The 16,522-nt window shown below is 40.3% G+C and carries 20 protein-coding genes and 1 pseudogene; 16 read left to right on the top strand and 5 right to left on the bottom strand.

The features are described from left to right. Positions 1-12: 12 nt before the first annotated feature. The gene (locus WBJ10_RS15855; RefSeq protein ID WP_424292036.1) at positions 13-1,797 is read right to left on the bottom strand and encodes an ABC transporter ATP-binding protein; all 1,785 of its coding nucleotides are present in this window, start codon (positions 1,795-1,797) and stop codon (positions 13-15) included. Between the two features lie 179 nt (positions 1,798-1,976). Between WBJ10_RS15855 and WBJ10_RS15850 the strand changes: the two genes are divergently transcribed. From WBJ10_RS15850 to WBJ10_RS15810, 9 genes are all read left to right on the top strand, one after another. Continuing rightward, positions 1,977-3,065 (top strand): Glu/Leu/Phe/Val family dehydrogenase, encoded by a 1,089-nt coding sequence (locus WBJ10_RS15850; RefSeq protein WP_424292034.1) that lies wholly within the window; start codon positions 1,977-1,979, stop codon positions 3,063-3,065. Positions 3,066-3,097: 32 nt separating this feature from the next. Beyond that, complete coding sequence (nusB, locus tag WBJ10_RS15845; protein WP_424292032.1) at positions 3,098-4,045, top strand: transcription antitermination factor NusB; 948 nt, start codon at positions 3,098-3,100, stop codon at positions 4,043-4,045. Positions 4,046-4,051: 6 nt separating this feature from the next. Next, complete coding sequence (locus tag WBJ10_RS15840) at positions 4,052-4,510, top strand: DUF1573 domain-containing protein (protein ID WP_424292030.1); 459 nt, start codon at positions 4,052-4,054, stop codon at positions 4,508-4,510. Between the two features lie 9 nt (positions 4,511-4,519). Next, entirely contained in the window at positions 4,520-4,804 is a 285-nt protein-coding gene (yajC, locus tag WBJ10_RS15835) for a preprotein translocase subunit YajC (RefSeq protein WP_424292028.1), read from the top strand. Positions 4,805-4,885: 81 nt separating this feature from the next. After that, positions 4,886-5,833: a CdaR family protein gene (locus WBJ10_RS15830; RefSeq protein WP_424292026.1), complete on the top strand. Its 948-nt coding sequence runs from the start codon at positions 4,886-4,888 to the stop codon at positions 5,831-5,833. Continuing rightward, positions 5,833-6,432, top strand: a complete 600-nt coding sequence (coaE, locus tag WBJ10_RS15825; RefSeq protein ID WP_424292024.1) for a dephospho-CoA kinase — start codon at positions 5,833-5,835, stop codon at positions 6,430-6,432. Before WBJ10_RS15830 ends, coaE begins: the two co-directional genes overlap by 1 nt. Next, a complete protein-coding gene (locus tag WBJ10_RS15820) occupies positions 6,422-7,369 on the top strand; it encodes an exonuclease (protein ID WP_424292022.1) in 948 nt (315 codons plus the stop codon). Before coaE ends, WBJ10_RS15820 begins: the two co-directional genes overlap by 11 nt. Then, positions 7,363-7,521: a DUF5522 domain-containing protein gene (locus WBJ10_RS15815; protein WP_424292020.1), complete on the top strand. Its 159-nt coding sequence runs from the start codon at positions 7,363-7,365 to the stop codon at positions 7,519-7,521. Before WBJ10_RS15820 ends, WBJ10_RS15815 begins: the two co-directional genes overlap by 7 nt. Before the next feature lie 10 nt (positions 7,522-7,531). Beyond that, on the top strand, positions 7,532-7,981 hold the full coding sequence (locus WBJ10_RS15810; protein WP_424292018.1) for a MarR family winged helix-turn-helix transcriptional regulator: 450 nt from the start codon (positions 7,532-7,534) through the stop codon (positions 7,979-7,981). A 10-nt stretch (positions 7,982-7,991) separates the two neighbouring features. On the opposite strand, the gene WBJ10_RS15805 is transcribed toward WBJ10_RS15810, so the two are convergent. The 3 genes from WBJ10_RS15805 to WBJ10_RS15795 are packed head-to-tail and all read right to left on the bottom strand — an operon-like array spanning position 7,992 to position 9,998. Further along, on the bottom strand, positions 7,992-8,705 hold the full coding sequence (locus WBJ10_RS15805; protein ID WP_424292016.1) for a ZIP family metal transporter: 714 nt from the start codon (positions 8,703-8,705) through the stop codon (positions 7,992-7,994). Further along, positions 8,687-9,268: a phosphatase PAP2 family protein gene (locus WBJ10_RS15800; RefSeq protein WP_424292014.1), complete on the bottom strand. Its 582-nt coding sequence runs from the start codon at positions 9,266-9,268 to the stop codon at positions 8,687-8,689. Before WBJ10_RS15800 ends, WBJ10_RS15805 begins: the two co-directional genes overlap by 19 nt. Further along, positions 9,261-9,998 (bottom strand): SAM-dependent methyltransferase, encoded by a 738-nt coding sequence (locus tag WBJ10_RS15795; protein WP_424292012.1) that lies wholly within the window; start codon positions 9,996-9,998, stop codon positions 9,261-9,263. Before WBJ10_RS15795 ends, WBJ10_RS15800 begins: the two co-directional genes overlap by 8 nt. Before the next feature lie 97 nt (positions 9,999-10,095). On the opposite strand from WBJ10_RS15795, the gene glmM reads away from it, so the two are divergent. The 5 genes from glmM to WBJ10_RS15770 all read left to right on the top strand — a co-directional run bounded on the left by glmM (position 10,096) and on the right by WBJ10_RS15770 (position 14,110). Next, on the top strand, positions 10,096-11,484 hold the full coding sequence (gene glmM, locus WBJ10_RS15790) for a phosphoglucosamine mutase (RefSeq protein ID WP_424292010.1): 1,389 nt from the start codon (positions 10,096-10,098) through the stop codon (positions 11,482-11,484). Between the two features lie 5 nt (positions 11,485-11,489). After that, on the top strand, positions 11,490-12,620 hold the full coding sequence (locus tag WBJ10_RS15785; protein WP_424292008.1) for a cysteine desulfurase family protein: 1,131 nt from the start codon (positions 11,490-11,492) through the stop codon (positions 12,618-12,620). A gap of 80 nt (positions 12,621-12,700) precedes the next feature. Next, complete coding sequence (locus tag WBJ10_RS15780) at positions 12,701-12,907, top strand: hypothetical protein (protein ID WP_424292006.1); 207 nt, start codon at positions 12,701-12,703, stop codon at positions 12,905-12,907. A 60-nt stretch (positions 12,908-12,967) separates the two neighbouring features. Beyond that, positions 12,968-13,150 carry a hypothetical protein gene (locus WBJ10_RS15775; RefSeq protein WP_424292004.1) on the top strand — a complete coding sequence of 61 codons (183 nt, stop codon included), beginning with the start codon at positions 12,968-12,970 and terminating at the stop codon, positions 13,148-13,150. 66 nt (positions 13,151-13,216) lie between these two features. Continuing rightward, positions 13,217-14,110, top strand: coding sequence for an MBL fold metallo-hydrolase (locus tag WBJ10_RS15770; protein ID WP_424292002.1), 894 nt, complete (start codon positions 13,217-13,219; stop codon positions 14,108-14,110). 42 nt (positions 14,111-14,152) lie between these two features. On the opposite strand, the gene accD is transcribed toward WBJ10_RS15770, so the two are convergent. Then, positions 14,153-14,995: an acetyl-CoA carboxylase, carboxyltransferase subunit beta gene (gene accD / locus WBJ10_RS15765; RefSeq protein ID WP_424292000.1), complete on the bottom strand. Its 843-nt coding sequence runs from the start codon at positions 14,993-14,995 to the stop codon at positions 14,153-14,155. A 162-nt stretch (positions 14,996-15,157) separates the two neighbouring features. On the opposite strand from accD, the gene fbaA reads away from it, so the two are divergent. Together fbaA and WBJ10_RS15755 are read left to right on the top strand one after the other, a co-directional pair. Next, a complete protein-coding gene (gene fbaA, locus WBJ10_RS15760; RefSeq protein ID WP_424291998.1) occupies positions 15,158-16,237 on the top strand; it encodes a class II fructose-bisphosphate aldolase in 1,080 nt (359 codons plus the stop codon). A 97-nt stretch (positions 16,238-16,334) separates the two neighbouring features. Continuing rightward, positions 16,335-16,522 (top strand): annotated as a pseudogene (locus tag WBJ10_RS15755) (GNAT family N-acetyltransferase); the annotation flags it as partial.

Genomic DNA, 16,522 nt, shown 5'->3' with positions numbered 1-16,522 from the left:
CTTGAAATGGGATCAAGCGCTTTGCTCCTCAAGGAGTTGTTTTTCGTAAAGATCGAAGTATATTCCCTTTTTTGCTAACAGTTTCTTGTGGCTGCCTTGCTCTATAATCTCACCATCATCAATTACCATTATTTTGTCCGCGTTCTTTATAGTTGAAACGCGATGGGCAATTAAAATGCTGGTCTTTCCTTTCATCACCTTACCCAAATTATTCAGGATTTGTTCCTCGGTTCTGGTATCAACCGCTGACAGGCAATCATCAAAGATCAGAATCTGTGGTTGTTTAATAATAGCACGGGCTATTGAAAGTCTCTGTTTTTGGCCCCCGGAGAGTGTGATCCCGCGTTCGCCAATAAGAGTTTCAAATCCTTTTTCAAATTCTTTAATATTATGATATACTGCCGCATTTTTTGCTGCATTTTCAACACTTTCATCGTCCGGATCAGAAATTCCGAAGGCTATATTGTTCTTAATGCTGTCGGAAAATAAAAACACTTCCTGCGGAACAAAGCCCACTTGCTGTCGGAAATTGTTCAGGTCAGTTTCCCGAAGATGCTTACCATCGATCAGGATCTCTCCGCTGTCGGCGTCATACATCCGCATCAAAAGGTTTGCTATGGTGGATTTTCCGGAACCCGTGCGTCCGATAATGGCCAGAAATTCGCTGGGCCGGACTTCAAACGATACATTTCTAAGAGCCACGATGCCTGTATCCGGGTAGGTGAAACTAACGTTCCTAAACTCTATATGCCCCTTCAGGCTGCTAGCTTCAGTTTTGTTTGAAACTATTTCCGGTGGTGTGTGCAAAAACTCATTAATTCTTTTTTGCGAAGCCGCAGCACGCTGGATCAGCGAAGTCACCCAACCTAAAGACATTACCGGAAACGTAAGCTGGGTAACATACACTATAAATTCAGCGATATTTCCGGCGCTGATTGTTCCCCTCATTACTTCTTTGCCGCCCACATAAACCGTAATAATTGTACTCAACCCTACCAGCAACAATATGATGGGAAAAAATAAGGCCTGCACTTGCACCAGAGCCATCGATTGTGTTTTGTAGTGCTCGCTTTCTGCATCAAATCTATTCCGAACATCAGCTTCCCGCACATAGGCTTTTATGACCCGTATACCTGAGAAGGTTTCCTGAACGAAATTGGACAGTTCAGAAAGCTGCTCTTGTATTTTCTCGCTCCGATGGTTAATCATCGTATTTACATAGTATATAGTGATAGCAAGAAGAGGTAATGGAAGTAATGAAAACAAAGCCAGCCTTGCATTTACGCTGAACATAAATGCCACTATCATAATAAATAACACAATAGTGTTGATGGTATACATAATGGCGGGACCAAGGTACATTCGCACGCGGCTAACATCTTCTGTAACCCTGTTCATTAAGTCGCCGGTATTATTACGGCGATAGAACGCCATTGACAATTGCTGGTAATGATTATATATTTCATTCTTCAGGTCATATTCAATGTGCCTCGACATCAGAATGATGGTTTGCCGCATAAAAAAGAGAAAGACGCCCCTGAGAAGGGCCAGAATGAAAACGATAAGCCCGAAAAGCATTAATGTGTGTCCGAATATCTCGTTTACTACATCTTGTCGTTCAAACCCATTAAAAAGTCTGTAAACAGCGATGTTTTCGTTTACAAGATCAAATGAAATCTGGATAACCTGGGCAGGTAGTACACCGAAAATGTTAGATATGATGACGAATAAAACCCCGGGAATAAATCTCCATCGATATTTATAAAAAAACTTATTAAGGTAGGCGAGTTCTTTCATGAGGTTTATGTGTGTCAAAAATAGATAGAATTTGTCATTTCTATTCAGGCGTGTGATATTTTCTATTTCGTGCCGCGGGTATTGTATCATTATTGGGCATCAGCATATAAGACTGTTATGTTATTCATCATGATAGGGAATTTTTACTACTTTTGTGAGGTAAAGCCCGGTAGTAAAATATGGTATTATCTCAGTTTGATGAACAATCCGTTTTTAGTAAGCTTGAAAAATCAGGCCATCAGAAGGTGGTTTATTGTAGTGATCCGGATACCGGACTAAAAGCTATTATTGCAATTCATGATACCACACTTGGCCCTGCGCTTGGAGGTACGCGAATGTTTGCTTACAAAACTGAAACAGAAGCATTGAATGATGTGCTGCGCTTGTCGCGAAGCATGACTTATAAAGCAGCAATAACGGGTTTGAACCTTGGCGGGGGAAAGGCAGTTATTATAGGAGACAGCCGTCTGCATAAGAGTGAAGCTCTTATGAGACGGTTTGGGCGTTTTATTGAAAACCTTAACGGCTCTTTCATTACAGCAGAGGATGTGGGTACCAGTCCGCGTGATATGGAATACATCCGAATGGAAACCAAGTATGTGACGGGTATTCCGGAATCCATCGGCGGCAGCGGTGATCCTTCACCTGTAACAGCCCGTGGCGTTTATATGGGTATTAAAGCCTCTGTAAAGGAATTTTTTGGTAATGACAGCCTCGCTGGGAAGTCAATTGCGGTTCAGGGTATTGGACAAGTTGGAGAAATCCTGGTTGGCCTGCTCCGGAATGAAAATGCCAAGGTTTACGTTAGTGACATAAATGAGGAACGTTTGGGGCAGGTAGCTCAGAAGTATGGTGCTGAAGCGATTTCAACCAATAGCTTATTCGACCTGGATATTGATATTTATTCGCCTTGTGCATTGGGAGCGACAGTTAATACCGAAACTATCAATCGGTTGAAATGTTCAATAATAGCTGGCTCAGCTAATAACCAGTTGGCAGACGAGGAGGTCCACGGAAGGATGCTCCTTGATAAAGGTATTTTATATGCACCTGACTATTTGATCAATGCTGGGGGACTAATTAATTGCTACTCTGAAATAGCTGGTTTTAATAAAAAGAAAACTCTGCAAATGGCGGAAAATATTTACGAAGCCACCCGAAGAGTTTTAAGAAAATCTAAAGAAGAAAATATCCCGACAAACGAAGCGGCAAACAAGATTGCCGAAAAGCGAATCGAAGATATTAGAAAAATAAAAGCGGCCTGGTAATCAGGCTTTATAACAATAAATCGTTCTTATACATGTTAAATCGAAGGCACCTGAGGGTGAAAGTGTTACAGGTATTATATTCCTATCAGCAATCCGAATCCAGGGACATGCGGCCGTTTGAGAAAGCTTTGCTTCAAAACGTCGACAGGGTTTATGAGATGTACGTTTGGCTGCTTTCTCTGCTCGTCGAAGTAGCAGATTACAGTGTTATCGATGTAGAAGGACGCGCCAGTAAACATCTTCCATCAGAAGATGATCTTAATGCCAGCGACAAACTGAGAGGCAATTTGTTTATAGCAGCATTGCAACAAAACCAGGAGTATATCACTGCAGTAAAAAAATACAAGATTTCATGGGATTTTGATCCCGAGATCGCGAAGTCAATTTTTAGTACCTTGAAGACTTCTGCCGAATACAAAGGTTTCCTTGATCAAACGGATCATACCATCAAATCCGATAAGGATATTGTTAAGTTTATATTCAAAAAACTAATACTTAAGTCGCCAGGAATAGAACAAGTGTTTGAAGAAAAATTTATTAACTGGCCGGTTGATAAAGAGGTGTTACAAGCATTGGTGGCCAAAACGTTTAAGAACTTTTCAAGTGTTGAACCTGAAGAAAACCATCTTGCTCAGATTTGTCCGAACTGGGACGAGGACAGGCCTTTTATAATAGATCTGTTTAACAAAGTAATTGCCTTTGAACATGAGTATCAGGAAATGATCTCGCAAAAGACAAAAAATTGGGAAGCCGAAAGGATTGCGGTTATGGATACTCTACTGATGCGTATGGCTATCGTAGAACTGGTGCATTTTTCTTCAATCCCGGTAAAAGTGACCATGAATGAATATATAGAAATAGCGAAAGAATTTAGTACTCCTAAAAGTAATTCGTTTATAAACGGTATTTTAGATAAAATTTTAGCCGATCTTAAAGCAACTGGTAAAGTCCGGAAGACTGGCAGAGGATTAATAGAATAAAAAAACATGAAAAAAATCATCTTATCACTAGCATGCGCTGCAATCTTAGCTTCATGCGGCAATCAGGAACCGAAACAATCAGAATCAACATCAGTAGAAACGGTGTCGTCTACATTAGAAACGGCTTCAGCTGATGCGCCAGCTTTTAAATTTGTATCCGAATCTTTTGATTTTGGACAAATTACCGATGGTGAAAAAGTATCTCACGACTTTAAATTCACAAATATTGGCAATAGCCCGCTTATTATTACCAGCGCGACTGCTACTTGTGGATGTACGGTACCTGACTACCCTAAGGAACCAATTGCGCCAGGTGCCGAAGGTGTTATTAAAGTAGTTTTTGACAGCACTGGCAAACCAGGAATGCAGAATAAAATTGTCACAATTACGGCAAATACTGTTCCTGAAATTACTCAATTGAATATACTCGGGAATGTAGTTGGCGCTGCTACTGCAAGCAAATAATAAAACAAAATGGAACAGATACAGAATTTTATACCAATGCTTCTTATCATAGTAGTTTTCTACTTTTTTATGATAAGGCCGCAGATGAAAAAAGCAAAAGACCACAAGAAATATGTTGAGGAATTGAAAAAAGGGGATAAGGTTATTACCACCTCGGGCATACATGGTAAGATAGTGGACATGAACGACACTACTTTTCTTGTGGATGTAGATAGTGGAACAAAGATTCGGTTTGAGAAATCATCAATTTCTCTTGAAGCATCAAAAGCACTTAATACACCGGCTACGAAATAGCCTTTATTGCCAGAACTGCCTTACGCCGCTTCAATTGAGGCGGCGTTTTTATTTGATTATTTTTGCTGATATGATTACGATATGCCATTTATAAAATTCAGCCAGGCCGAACGTCGTCGAATCTCTGTATTTTTCATGTGCCTGGCATTTGCATTAGGAGCATGGCTGTTTTTTGCCTTATCTAATAGCTATGTTTATCAGGCAAGTACAGTCGTAAGATTTGTTAATTTTCCTCAAAACAAGGCTTTTCATTCCCTTCAGTCTGATACGGTTAAGCTGCAAATCGAAGGTACCGGATGGCAGCTTCTTTTTTCTAAATTGCGCATCAGCCCCCAGTCTATAAATATTGATTTAAAGGATTTAAAAAAGCAAACCTTTGTTAATTTGTCAGATCAGCTGGGATATATCAATCAGCAATTCAGCTCAACACAAAAAATAATTTATGTGCAGCCTGATACCTTATATTTCGATTTCTCATCCCGGGCTATAAAGAAGGTGCCGGTTGAATTGGTGAGCAACCTGCAATTTGAGAAGCAGTATGGTATCTCAGATTCAGTGATATTAAATCCCGCTTATGTAACTATAACCGGCCCAAAGGCTGATCTCGCCAAAATTCAGAGCTGGAAGACTGATACCCTTAGCGCTGAAAATGTCAGTGGCATCATCAACACCAGGATTCCGTTTAAACGCCCTTCTTTGGCGAATATAAATATCTACCCATCGTACACCGAAGTAAAGTTGCCTGTAGAGGAGTTTACTGAAAAGACCATTGAGGTCCCAATTACGGTCTTGAATAACAAGAATTACAGGGACATCAACTTCTTACCTGAAAAAGTAAAAATTACTTTCATGACTGCCATTGGAAATTATTCCCGGATCGATCGCGATTATTTTGAAGCTTCCGTTGACCTCGATAACTGGACAATTAAATCTTATAAGCAGCTACCTGTTATGCTTACACGCTTTCCTGATTTTTGTAAACTGGTTAGGATTGAACCCCAGGCCGTTGACTTTATTATTCAGAAATAATGTTAAAAGTTGGAATTACCGGAGGTATAGGAAGCGGAAAGACAACGGTCTGTAAGGTTTTTGAAGTGTTAGGCATTCCAGTTTTTTATGCCGATAAAGCCGCAAAATTGATCATGCACGAAGATCCTCTGTTACGGGATGAGATTAAGAGGAGTTTTGGCAGAGAGTCGTATTTGCCCTCAGGTGAGCTTAACAGGAAGCATATTTCCGCAATTGTATTTAATGACAATGTACAACTTGCTAAACTCAATGCGATAGTTCATCCGGCTGTTTTTAGAGCTTTTGAAGTCTGGGCTAAAGCACAGCAAGGCGCCTTATATGTCTTGAAAGAAGCTGCGCTTTTGTTTGAAAGTGATTCTTTTAAAATGTGTGACCGGTCTGTACTGGTAAAATCTCCCGAAGCCCTCAAAATTGATAGGATTGTTGATAGGGATCAAACCACAGCGGAGGAAGTAAAGTTGCGGATGAAGAGGCAATATTCTGATGAGAAAAAGGAAAAACTTGCTGATCATATCATTATCAATGCTGAACAAACTCTGCTAATTCCCCAAATTCTGGACCTGCATAAGTATTTTATAAGCATTTCTCATGATCATTGATGATTTCCTCATAATAAATGAGAATGGTTTGTATTGCAGGACTGGTGATTTTTATCTTGATCCCCTTAAGCCTGTGTTAACAGCAATTATTTCGCATGCTCACGGCGATCATGCGGTAAAAGGTAATGATACAATTTATTGTACTGCACCAACGCAGTCGATTATGGTCCATCGTTATCAAAAAAATGCTGGTAAGAATTTCCAGGTTAAAAATTTTCATTCTTCTTTTGCCCTGAACGGAATTAAAGTCACGTTTTATGCGGCCGGGCATATTATAGGTTCTGCCCAAATACTTATGGAGTATGAAGGAATAAGATATCTGTACACGGGTGATTATAAACTCCAGGAAGATCCAACTTGTGAGCCTATTGAATTTGTTAAAGCAGATGTGCTCATTACAGAATCCACATTTGCCGATCCGGCCGTGCAGCATCCCGATGCGGCTGAAGAGATCTGTAAGCTGAATGAGTTTGACCACAATGTACTTCTCGGTTCATATTCTCTTGGAAAGGCGCAAAGGTTAATCAGTTTGATAAACGCTCATTGTCCTCAACGATCTGTACTAGTCCATCACTCTATATTGCCTTTAAATAAGATTTATGAATCGTTTGGTTATTCACCGGGCCAGTATGAGCTGTATACCCGCAAGTCGATGAAGCAAGCGGGGCAGAATCTCGTATATATTGTACCTCCTCTCACGTTTGATAGTTATATTAGAGCAAAAAATGTAGTGAGGGCTTTTGCTTCAGGGTGGAAGAGATTACAGGTAAACAATGGAGTGCAGCTTTTGATTTCTGACCATGTAGATTGGAATGATATCCTTGCCATGATGGATCAAGTAAAACCGAAAGAGGTGTGGACCCTCCACGGCAACGGGAAATATTTGAGGGAGCATTTTATAGACCAAATACCAGTGAAATTGTTGAACGCATGTTAACCGAACATATTGATTATTATCTTGATGAGAATGGGAATATGGTTTTTACAGAAAAATATCATCTAAAAAGAGGATATTGCTGTAAGAATAAATGCCGGCACTGCCCATGGGCATACGGACAGGAAAAGGTAACACAGTCAAAGCAAAAATGACCATTCAGGTATGGAAATAGAAAAAGAAATTGTTAGCAGTAAGTTTGAAAATAATCATCAAAAGGCCATCGTAAATTTGATCTATACTTACGGATGGATAACAAATTTGCTCAAACAGCGCCTTAATAAGCACAAAATAACCCTACAACAATATAATATTTTAAGAATTTTAAGAGGTCAAAGCCCTAAACCCGCAACGATTAATCTTCTAAAAGAACGGATGCTTGACAAGATGTCGGACGCATCAAGAATTGTAGAGCGCCTGGTTCAAAAGAAATTGGTGGACCGGTGTGTAAACGACCAGGATAGACGTGCAGTAGATATCCGGATAAGTCCGGAAGGCCTCAAAATACTTCAGAAATTAGACAAAGAGATGTCGTCGAAGGATATTTTGTGGGATAATATTACTGATGAAGAGGCGGGGATGTTGAGTAGGCTGCTTGATAAAATGCGGGGGTAGGGAGTTGAACTCAATGTAGAAAATACCCAACCAACGCAATCCCCACTCCCAATAAAACCGCCACAAACTTTTTTAGATTAAACTTATGATCAACGCTTGATTCGAAGAGAATTGTTGTTGAAATATGAAGAAATATTCCAATGACAAGTCCCATAATACTGTCGAAATAAGCTTCGATATTTCCGAAAGTCCCTTCGCCGATTCTAACACTTAATAAATAGCCAATCGGACTCATTAAAGCAAATATGCCGAGCAGCACGATGGTCTTAACTTTGGATTGATGGGCATGTAACAGCACACTTCCCAGTGCAAATGCAGCAGGTATATGGTGCAGCGCTATTCCGTACACCAACTCCGTGTGCTGTCCTTTAGCCAATGGCATACCTTCCAGAAATGCATGGAGACATAAACTGATCATAATCCCAATTGGAAACGCATAGTGGCCATGATCATGTATGTGGATATGCCCATGTTCAATACCTTCTGAAAACTGTTCCATCAGAATTTGGAGCAGGAATCCGCCCAGGATGAACAGCCCAATGTTGTGGTCGCCGGAACTGTAAACGTCTGGCATCAGATGCAGGACTGTGATGGCGAAAAGATAAGCTCCGCTAAAGGATAGTACGAGTTTTAGGCGGTTTGTGTTGGTGCTTTTAAAAAGGAATACACTCAGCCCACCGAAAAAAGCACTGCAGAATAACAATATTAATTCCCAGTATTCCATCCTTTAAAAATTTTGAGTTGAAGTAGAAGAGCGCCTACAACGAAGCCTAGGATACCCCCAATTAAGGCACCAAAAGTAACATCAAAGGGATAATGAACGCCGACGTACACCTGGGCAAAGCTAATGGAGAAAGCCCAAAGCAAAGCTAAAGGAAGTATCGGTTTCCATTTGGTATAGAAAATAGTTATTAAAAAGACTGCGAGGGCAAAATGGTTTGTTGCATGCGATGAAGGAAGGCTGTAGCCGGTCCCGCAAGGTACAAGGTTGTTAATTTCCCCTTTTATTCTGGGATCGTTGCAAGGCCTGAGACGCTCAAAGGAAGGCTTAAGAACGGATGCGGAGAAATAGTCAGCAACACCAAAGCTAAGGCCCATAAAAACCAGTATTAGCCATCCTCTTCGTTCGAAATTTCTGATACAGAATACGACCATAAAGAGATAAAGAGGGATCCAGAAATACCTGTTTCTTAATAGCGGCATCAGCCAATCAAAAAATGCATTGGAAAGGCCTTTGTTTATGAAAAAGAATATTTCCTGATCGAGCTGATTAATCTGTTCAAGCATCGGCTTTACTGCATATAAAAATTAGGCGATCAGAACGTGTAGGCTCAAAGTTGTTTAAAGAATGATCGCCGAAATAATTTAAGATTTTGAATCCGCTTTTTTCAAACATATTTTCAAAGTCGGCGAATGTAAACGCTTTTACTTCTTCCTTAAATGAAAAATCTTTATTCTTGTGTTCAAATGAAATACTCTTGATTATTTTCCCACCGGCTACTTTTTTGCTGATGTAAAAATCAATGCCGTCCGCCCGTTTGACTTCCTGTTGAGTAAGGTTGCGCATTATCTTCTCACTGTTAAAATAATCTAATACCAAAATGCCGCCTTTCTTAAGCGATTTCCTAAATGTTTTTAAGGCATTGATGTGATCTTTTTCAGTTTCGAAATAGCCAAAACTTGTGAAAAGGTTGAATGCGATATCGAAGTAATTAATGTAAAATAAGTATCTCATGTCATGGACGAAGAAATGCAATTTTTCATTTTCGAACTGCTGGGCAAACCGGATACTGGAAAATGACAGGTCAATTCCTGTTACATCGTAACCTTTCTTGTTAAGATAAACAGCATGCCTGCCACGGCCACAGGCGATATCCAACAACCGCGAGCTGGAACCTGGTTTTAAGTATGCGCAAAGATTGTCGATAAAAAATTCAGCTTCTTCGTCATTCCTCTGTTGATATAGGATATGATAATACGGTGAGTTAAACCAGTTTTGAAACCACTTTTTAGGCATATAAGATATCTGGACTTGATGGCAAATATAGACATTTAGTGTTTTACAGTATGGGTATAGAATGTAATTGTTATTTTTGACGTTCATATTATTGACCGTGACTTTAATCAAATCAATTTCAGGAATCAGAGGTACCATAGGAGGTATAGCAGGTGAAGGTTTAACGCCACCAGATATCGTAAAATTCACCGCAGCCTATGGGCGTTGGGTGATTCAGAAAACTGGGAAAAATAAAATCGTTATAGGGAGAGACGCCCGGATATCAGGAGAAATGGTGCGCAATCTTGTGGTTGGCACTCTCCAGAGCATAGGAATCGACGTGGTTGATATCGGACTATCAACAACACCGACAGTTGAAATTGCGGTGCCCGATGAAAATGCTGGAGGTGGAATTATCTTAACTGCCAGCCATAATCCTAAACAATGGAATGCATTAAAATTATTGAACGATAAGGGCGAGTTTATAACAGATGCTGATGGTCAGCTTGTATTGTCTATGGCTGAGGAACCCGGATTTGAGTATGCTGATGTCAATTCCTTAGGTAAAGTTAGATATGATGAAACCTATCTTCAGAAGCATATCGCTAAAGTATTGGCTTTACCACTTGTCGATGTGGAACTCATCAGAAAAGCGAACTTTAAGATTGCTATAGACTGTGTTAACTCTTCCGGTGGGATATTTGTCCCAGCCTTGCTTCGTGCGCTCGGAGTTGAAACAATATTCGAGCTTTATTGCGAACCTGACGGTCAGTTTCCACACAATCCCGAACCGCTTCCAGAGAACCTTACGGCACTTTCAAATGAAGTAGTTTCAAAAAACGCTGATCTGGGTATTGCTGTTGATCCTGATGTTGATCGTTTATGTTTTGTTTCCGAGGATGGCTCAATGTTCGGAGAGGAGTATACGCTGGTAGCTGTAGCTGATTATGTTTTGCAGAATACCCCTGGAAATACAGTGTCAAATCTTTCATCCACCCGTGCTCTGAGAGACGTTACGGAAAGCAATAATGGAGTTTACAATGCTGCAGCGGTAGGAGAGGTGAACGTGGTTAATAAAATGAAGGAAACGAATGCTGTAATTGGTGGTGAGGGCAATGGAGGCATTATTTATCCTGAGTCACATTATGGCAGAGATGCTTTAGTGGGAATAGCCTTATTCCTAACCCATTTGGCAAAAACCGGAAAAACAGTATCTGTACTCCGAGCCAGTTATCCAGCTTATTTTATCTCAAAAAACAAAATCACTTTGACTCCGGACATGGATATAGATGCACTGTTGCTTGAGGTTGAAAAACGTTACAAAGACCATCCGTTCAGTACAATTGATGGATTGAAAATAGAATTTGATAAGCAGTGGGTACATTTAAGACGTTCAAATACTGAACCCATCATAAGAATCTACTCTGAAGGAAGTTCGGAAACAGCTGCAAATAACCTTGCCCAGAAGATCATTTCTGATATACAGGAAATCCTTCGTTTAAATTGAGAGTGATGAGGGTATACTTAGATAATGCTGCCACAACTCCGGTAGATAAGGCGGTATTGCAGGCGATGTACGAGGTCATGGAAACTCAATACGGGAATCCATCGTCCATTCATGCACATGGGAGGGAAGTTCGTACGATCATAGAAAAGGCACGGAAATCCGTTGCTGGCTTACTTCATGCTTCACCGGCAGAATTTTTCTTTACCTCCGGTGGTACTGAAGCCGATAATATGGCTATTCGCTCGGGAATTCTAGATCACAATATAAAACATGCGATAACGTCCAGGATTGAGCACCACGCTGTTGTTCATACGCTTCAGTCTCTTGAAAAAACAGGGTTAATTAAACTGAGTTATGTCAACATTGATCATAAGGGGAATGTAGACACCGGGCACCTGGAAGAGCTTTTGAAATCAGAGGATAGGAGCTTTGTATCACTAATGCATGCAAATAATGAATTAGGAACCATTACGGACATTGCAGCGATCGGGGAAATCTGTGAACAATACGATGCCATTTTTCATTGTGATACTGTGCAGACTATGGGGCACTACCCGCACGATCTCACCAAATTGAAGGTGCATTTCATGGTATGCGCCGCCCATAAGGTACACGGACCAAAAGGAGTAGGGTTTCTATATATCAATCATAAAATCAAGATAAATCCCATATTATTCGGCGGTTCTCAGGAACGCAATATGAGGGGTGGAACTGAAAATGTTTATGGTATTGTAGGCTTGGCAAAGGCTTTGGAAATTGCTTATTCTGAAATGGACCACCACCAGCAATATATTCAGGACTTGAAATCGTATACGATAGCTCAGCTGCGGGAAAATATACCTGGAATTGCTTTCAATGGTGAGATTAATCCAGAAAAAAGTTTGTATACGGTGTTGAACGTGTCCTTTCCTGCCATGGATATGGCCGAAATGCTTCTTTTTAGTTTGGATATCGCAGGTATTTCCGCTTCCGGCGGTAGCGCATGCAGTTCAGGTACCAACATAGGCTCGCACGTGCTTGACGCGATTCAAGCAGATCCGACACGTCCTGCAGTCAGATTCTCTTTCAGTAAATACAACACGAAGGAAGAAATAGATTATGTGGTCGCTAAAGTCAAGGAAATCTGTAAAGTTTAAACAATAAGGTTTCAATTATTTCACTTTTTCGAAACAAAAAAGCCTTCACTTCCTTTTTATAGTAGACTAATTAAGCTATTATGGAAACGAACAAAGAAAGCCAGTCAGAAAAAGACAAAAGGGCCCAAAACGAGAAATCCGCCCAAAATAAAAAACCGATTGTTAAAACTACAGACGCCGAAGGATCCACTACTCCTGTAGACTTGGATAAAGCTGATTTTAGCTCCAGACCGCATGGAAGGACTACCAGTTCTCTGGGACCTGATCACGAGCCAGGTACAGTATAAATTGTTGTTTTTTTTGGTTTTTTTCGTATCTTCATTATAATAAATTATAAGGAGGTTGTTATGAAAACAAAAACCATTTCCCGGGCTAAAGATGAAACCAATTCTAAAGATGAATTAACAGAAAAGCCCAGACAGAAACATCAAAATCTTCACCTGACTCGTGGTTTTAGTTTTAGTAACCATTCCCACGGAAGAGTTAATCATCATTCAATAGGGTATAACCATGAACCCGGAACATTATAAGTTGAATCCCGCGAAAGCGGGATTTTTATTTTAAATCTAAAAAATTAATCTAGGAAAAACAATAGTATGAAACGGAGATCATTTATTAAAGGCGCGGGGATGTCACTGGGCATGATGGCCCTTTTACAGAATCAGGGAATTGCCTCGATGTTACAAAGTCCGTACAAAATGACCTTGCTTCGGAAAGATGTAGGGATGTTTACAGAGCGGGGTGGTACAATTGGGTGGATGGTAAATAAAGAGGGCATTGTGGTTGTTGACTCACAGTTTGCTGATACCGCTGCCCATGTGATCGAAGAATTAAAGAAGAAGTCGGGCAAACCTTTCCGATATCTGATAAACACACATCATCATGGAGATCATACCGGTGGGAATATTGCGTTCAAAGGTATTTCAGACCATGTTATTGCCCATGCTAATTGTTTAATTAATCACCGTGCAACTGCATTGGCACAGAAAAGCGAAGAAAAGCAGCTATTCGCCGATACCGTATTTAATGATCGGTGGAAAACAAAGGTTGGTTCCGAAGCCATTCACGCACAGTATTTTGGTGCAGGACATACCAATGGAGATGCAATTATTCACTTTGAAGATGCAAATATCGCTCATATGGGCGATTTGATGTTTAACCGAAGGTTCCCGTTCATAGATCGGGCGGCTGGTGCTAATATAAGAAGCTGGATTCAGGTACTCGATAAAACTCTTTCCACTTTTGATTCCGACACACTTTTTATTTTCGGCCATTCTCTTGACCCTGAAAAGTTAACCGGAAACAAAGAGGACATTAAAGCGATGCAGAATTATCTTGAAAAGCTTCTTCTGTTTGTTGGGAACGCAAAAAAAGCTGGAAAACAAAAAGAAGAGATCTTAAAGGCAACGGTCATCCCAGGTGCTGAAGATTTCAAAGGGCAAGGTATAGAAAGAAGCCTTACTGCAGCGTATGACGAGCTTTCCTCGTAAAAACCGCGATTTACTGAACAATATAAGCGCCTTAACGGCGCTTTATTTTATCATTCTCAGAAACGACGCTAATTTTGCTTTCATTTGTCTCCTGTCTACAATGAAGTCAAGAAATCCATGTTCAAGAACGAACTCGGAAGTTTGAAAGCCTTTCGGCAGATCTCTTTTGATTGTTTCTTTAATAACACGCGGCCCGGCAAAGCCAATAAGAGCGCCCGGCTCCGAAATATTAATATCACCGAGCATTGCATAAGAAGCTGTAACACCACCAGTCGTAGGATCTGTGAGTAAGGAAATATAAGGCAACTTTGCCTGGCTTAAAAGCGCCAGCTTAGCTGACGTCTTAGCCATTTGCATAAGCGAGAAAGCAGCTTCCATCATCCGTGCCCCACCCGATTTAGAAATCATCATAAAGGGAATTTTGTTCGCTATACTGTAATCGATAGAACGAGCAATTTTTTCTCCTACAACTGAACCCATCGATCCACCAATAAAATTGAAATCCATACACGCTATAACCAGATCCTGTTCGCCTAATTTTCCTGTAGCCGAACGAATTGCATCATTTAATCCCGTTTTTATATAGCTTTCTTCAAGTCGTTCTGTATATTTTTTGGTGTCGGTAAAGTCAAGCGGATCGCCTGAGCGGATATTTGCAAACAGCTCAGTGAATTGATTATTATCGAATAAAATTTCGAAATATTCTTTAGATCCTATTCTGAGATGATATCCGCAATAATGACATACATATTTATTTTCAACCTGTTCTGCGTAATGCAATGGTTTTTTACACGATGGACACTTGTTCCACATCCCATCAGGTGTTTCTTTTTTTTCTTCGGTAGAAGTAATTATCCCTTTTTTTTCTCTCTTGAACCAGGCCATTTGGATATCTGTATAACATACAAAGAAACAAAAATTTTAAGAAATGAAGGTCACACAATACTATTGAATGAAATGTTAAGATAAACATTGGAAATCTCGTAGAAATTTACTTGATCTTGAACTGAAATTTCCTAATTTCGAATCTTAATATTATCAAATCGAATGGAATTAAAGCAATTAAAAGGAGTACTTCATGGCGATGCAGTCCAGGAATTATTTGAAGCTGCAAAGAAACACCAGTTTGCTCTTCCGGCAGTAAATGTCATTGGAACAAATTCAATAAATGCCGTGATGGAAACAGCTAAAGCTGTCAATTCTCCGGTAATTATACAATTGTCAAACGGCGGAGCCCAATTTTACGCAGGCAAATCCCTGAATAATGATACGATGCAAGCGTTTATACTTGGAGCAGTTTCGGCAGCGCACCACGTTCATCTTTTAGCTGAGCAATATGGTGTTGCAGTTATTCTTCACACAGACCACGCAGCTAAAAAACTACTTCCATGGATCGACGGCTTACTTGAACATGGAGAGAAATTCTTTGCACAGCACGGTAAGCCTTTGTTTTCGTCACATATGCTGGATCTTTCTGAGGAACCTATAGAGGAGAATATAGAAATCAGCAAGAAATATCTGGAGCGGATGAAAGTCATGGGTATGACCCTTGAAATTGAGCTTGGTGTAACAGGCGGTGAGGAAGATGGTGTCGATAATACTGACGTTGACAGTTCTAAACTGTATACTCAACCATCAGAAGTCGCTTATGCATATAAAGTTTTAAGTACAGTAAGTGATAAGTTCACTGTGGCTGCGGCTTTTGGGAATGTCCATGGTGTATACAAACCCGGTAACGTGAAATTACAACCGGTTATCCTTAAAAATTCCCAGGATTTTGTGCGGCAAGAGTTTAATAGAAAAGAGGAAAAGCCGGTCAATTTCGTGTTTCACGGAGGGTCTGGTTCTTCGAAAGAGGAAATACGCGAAGCGATATCATACGGGGCGATCAAAATGAACATTGATACGGATATGCAATGGGCGTTTTGGGAAGGTATAAAAGATTACTATCAATCGAAAGAAGCTTACCTTCAAAGCCAGATCGGAAACCCGGATGGGGATGATTCACCAAATAAAAAATACTACGATCCACGTGTTTGGCTTCGTAAGGGAGAGGAAACCTTTGTAAAACGACTGACTCAGGCTTATGAAGACCTGAATTGCATTAATGCAAATGATAAACTGTAACAATTAGAAACAGATCCAACCTTCGGGTTGGATTTTTTTTTAACGTAATTGATCAGCATACAATTTCAATTTGTCAGAATAGAAAAATACCTAATAGATGAATGAGAATAACATCCTTGTTAAAGAGGTATCCAACCCAGAGGAACTTGACAAAGTTTTCGCGATACGGAGAAAAGTTTTTGTGGAAGAGCAGAATTGTCCGCCAGAATTAGAGTGGGAGTTTGAAGAGGAATCAACACATTTTATGGGGACTGTTAATGGTACTCCGGCGGGTGCAGCACGCTG

The sequence above is a fragment of the Daejeonella sp. genome, assembly GCF_049655485.1.
Classification (GTDB): Bacteria; Bacteroidota; Bacteroidia; order Sphingobacteriales; family Sphingobacteriaceae; genus Daejeonella.
This window is presented reverse-complemented; position numbering and strand designations above follow the sequence as displayed.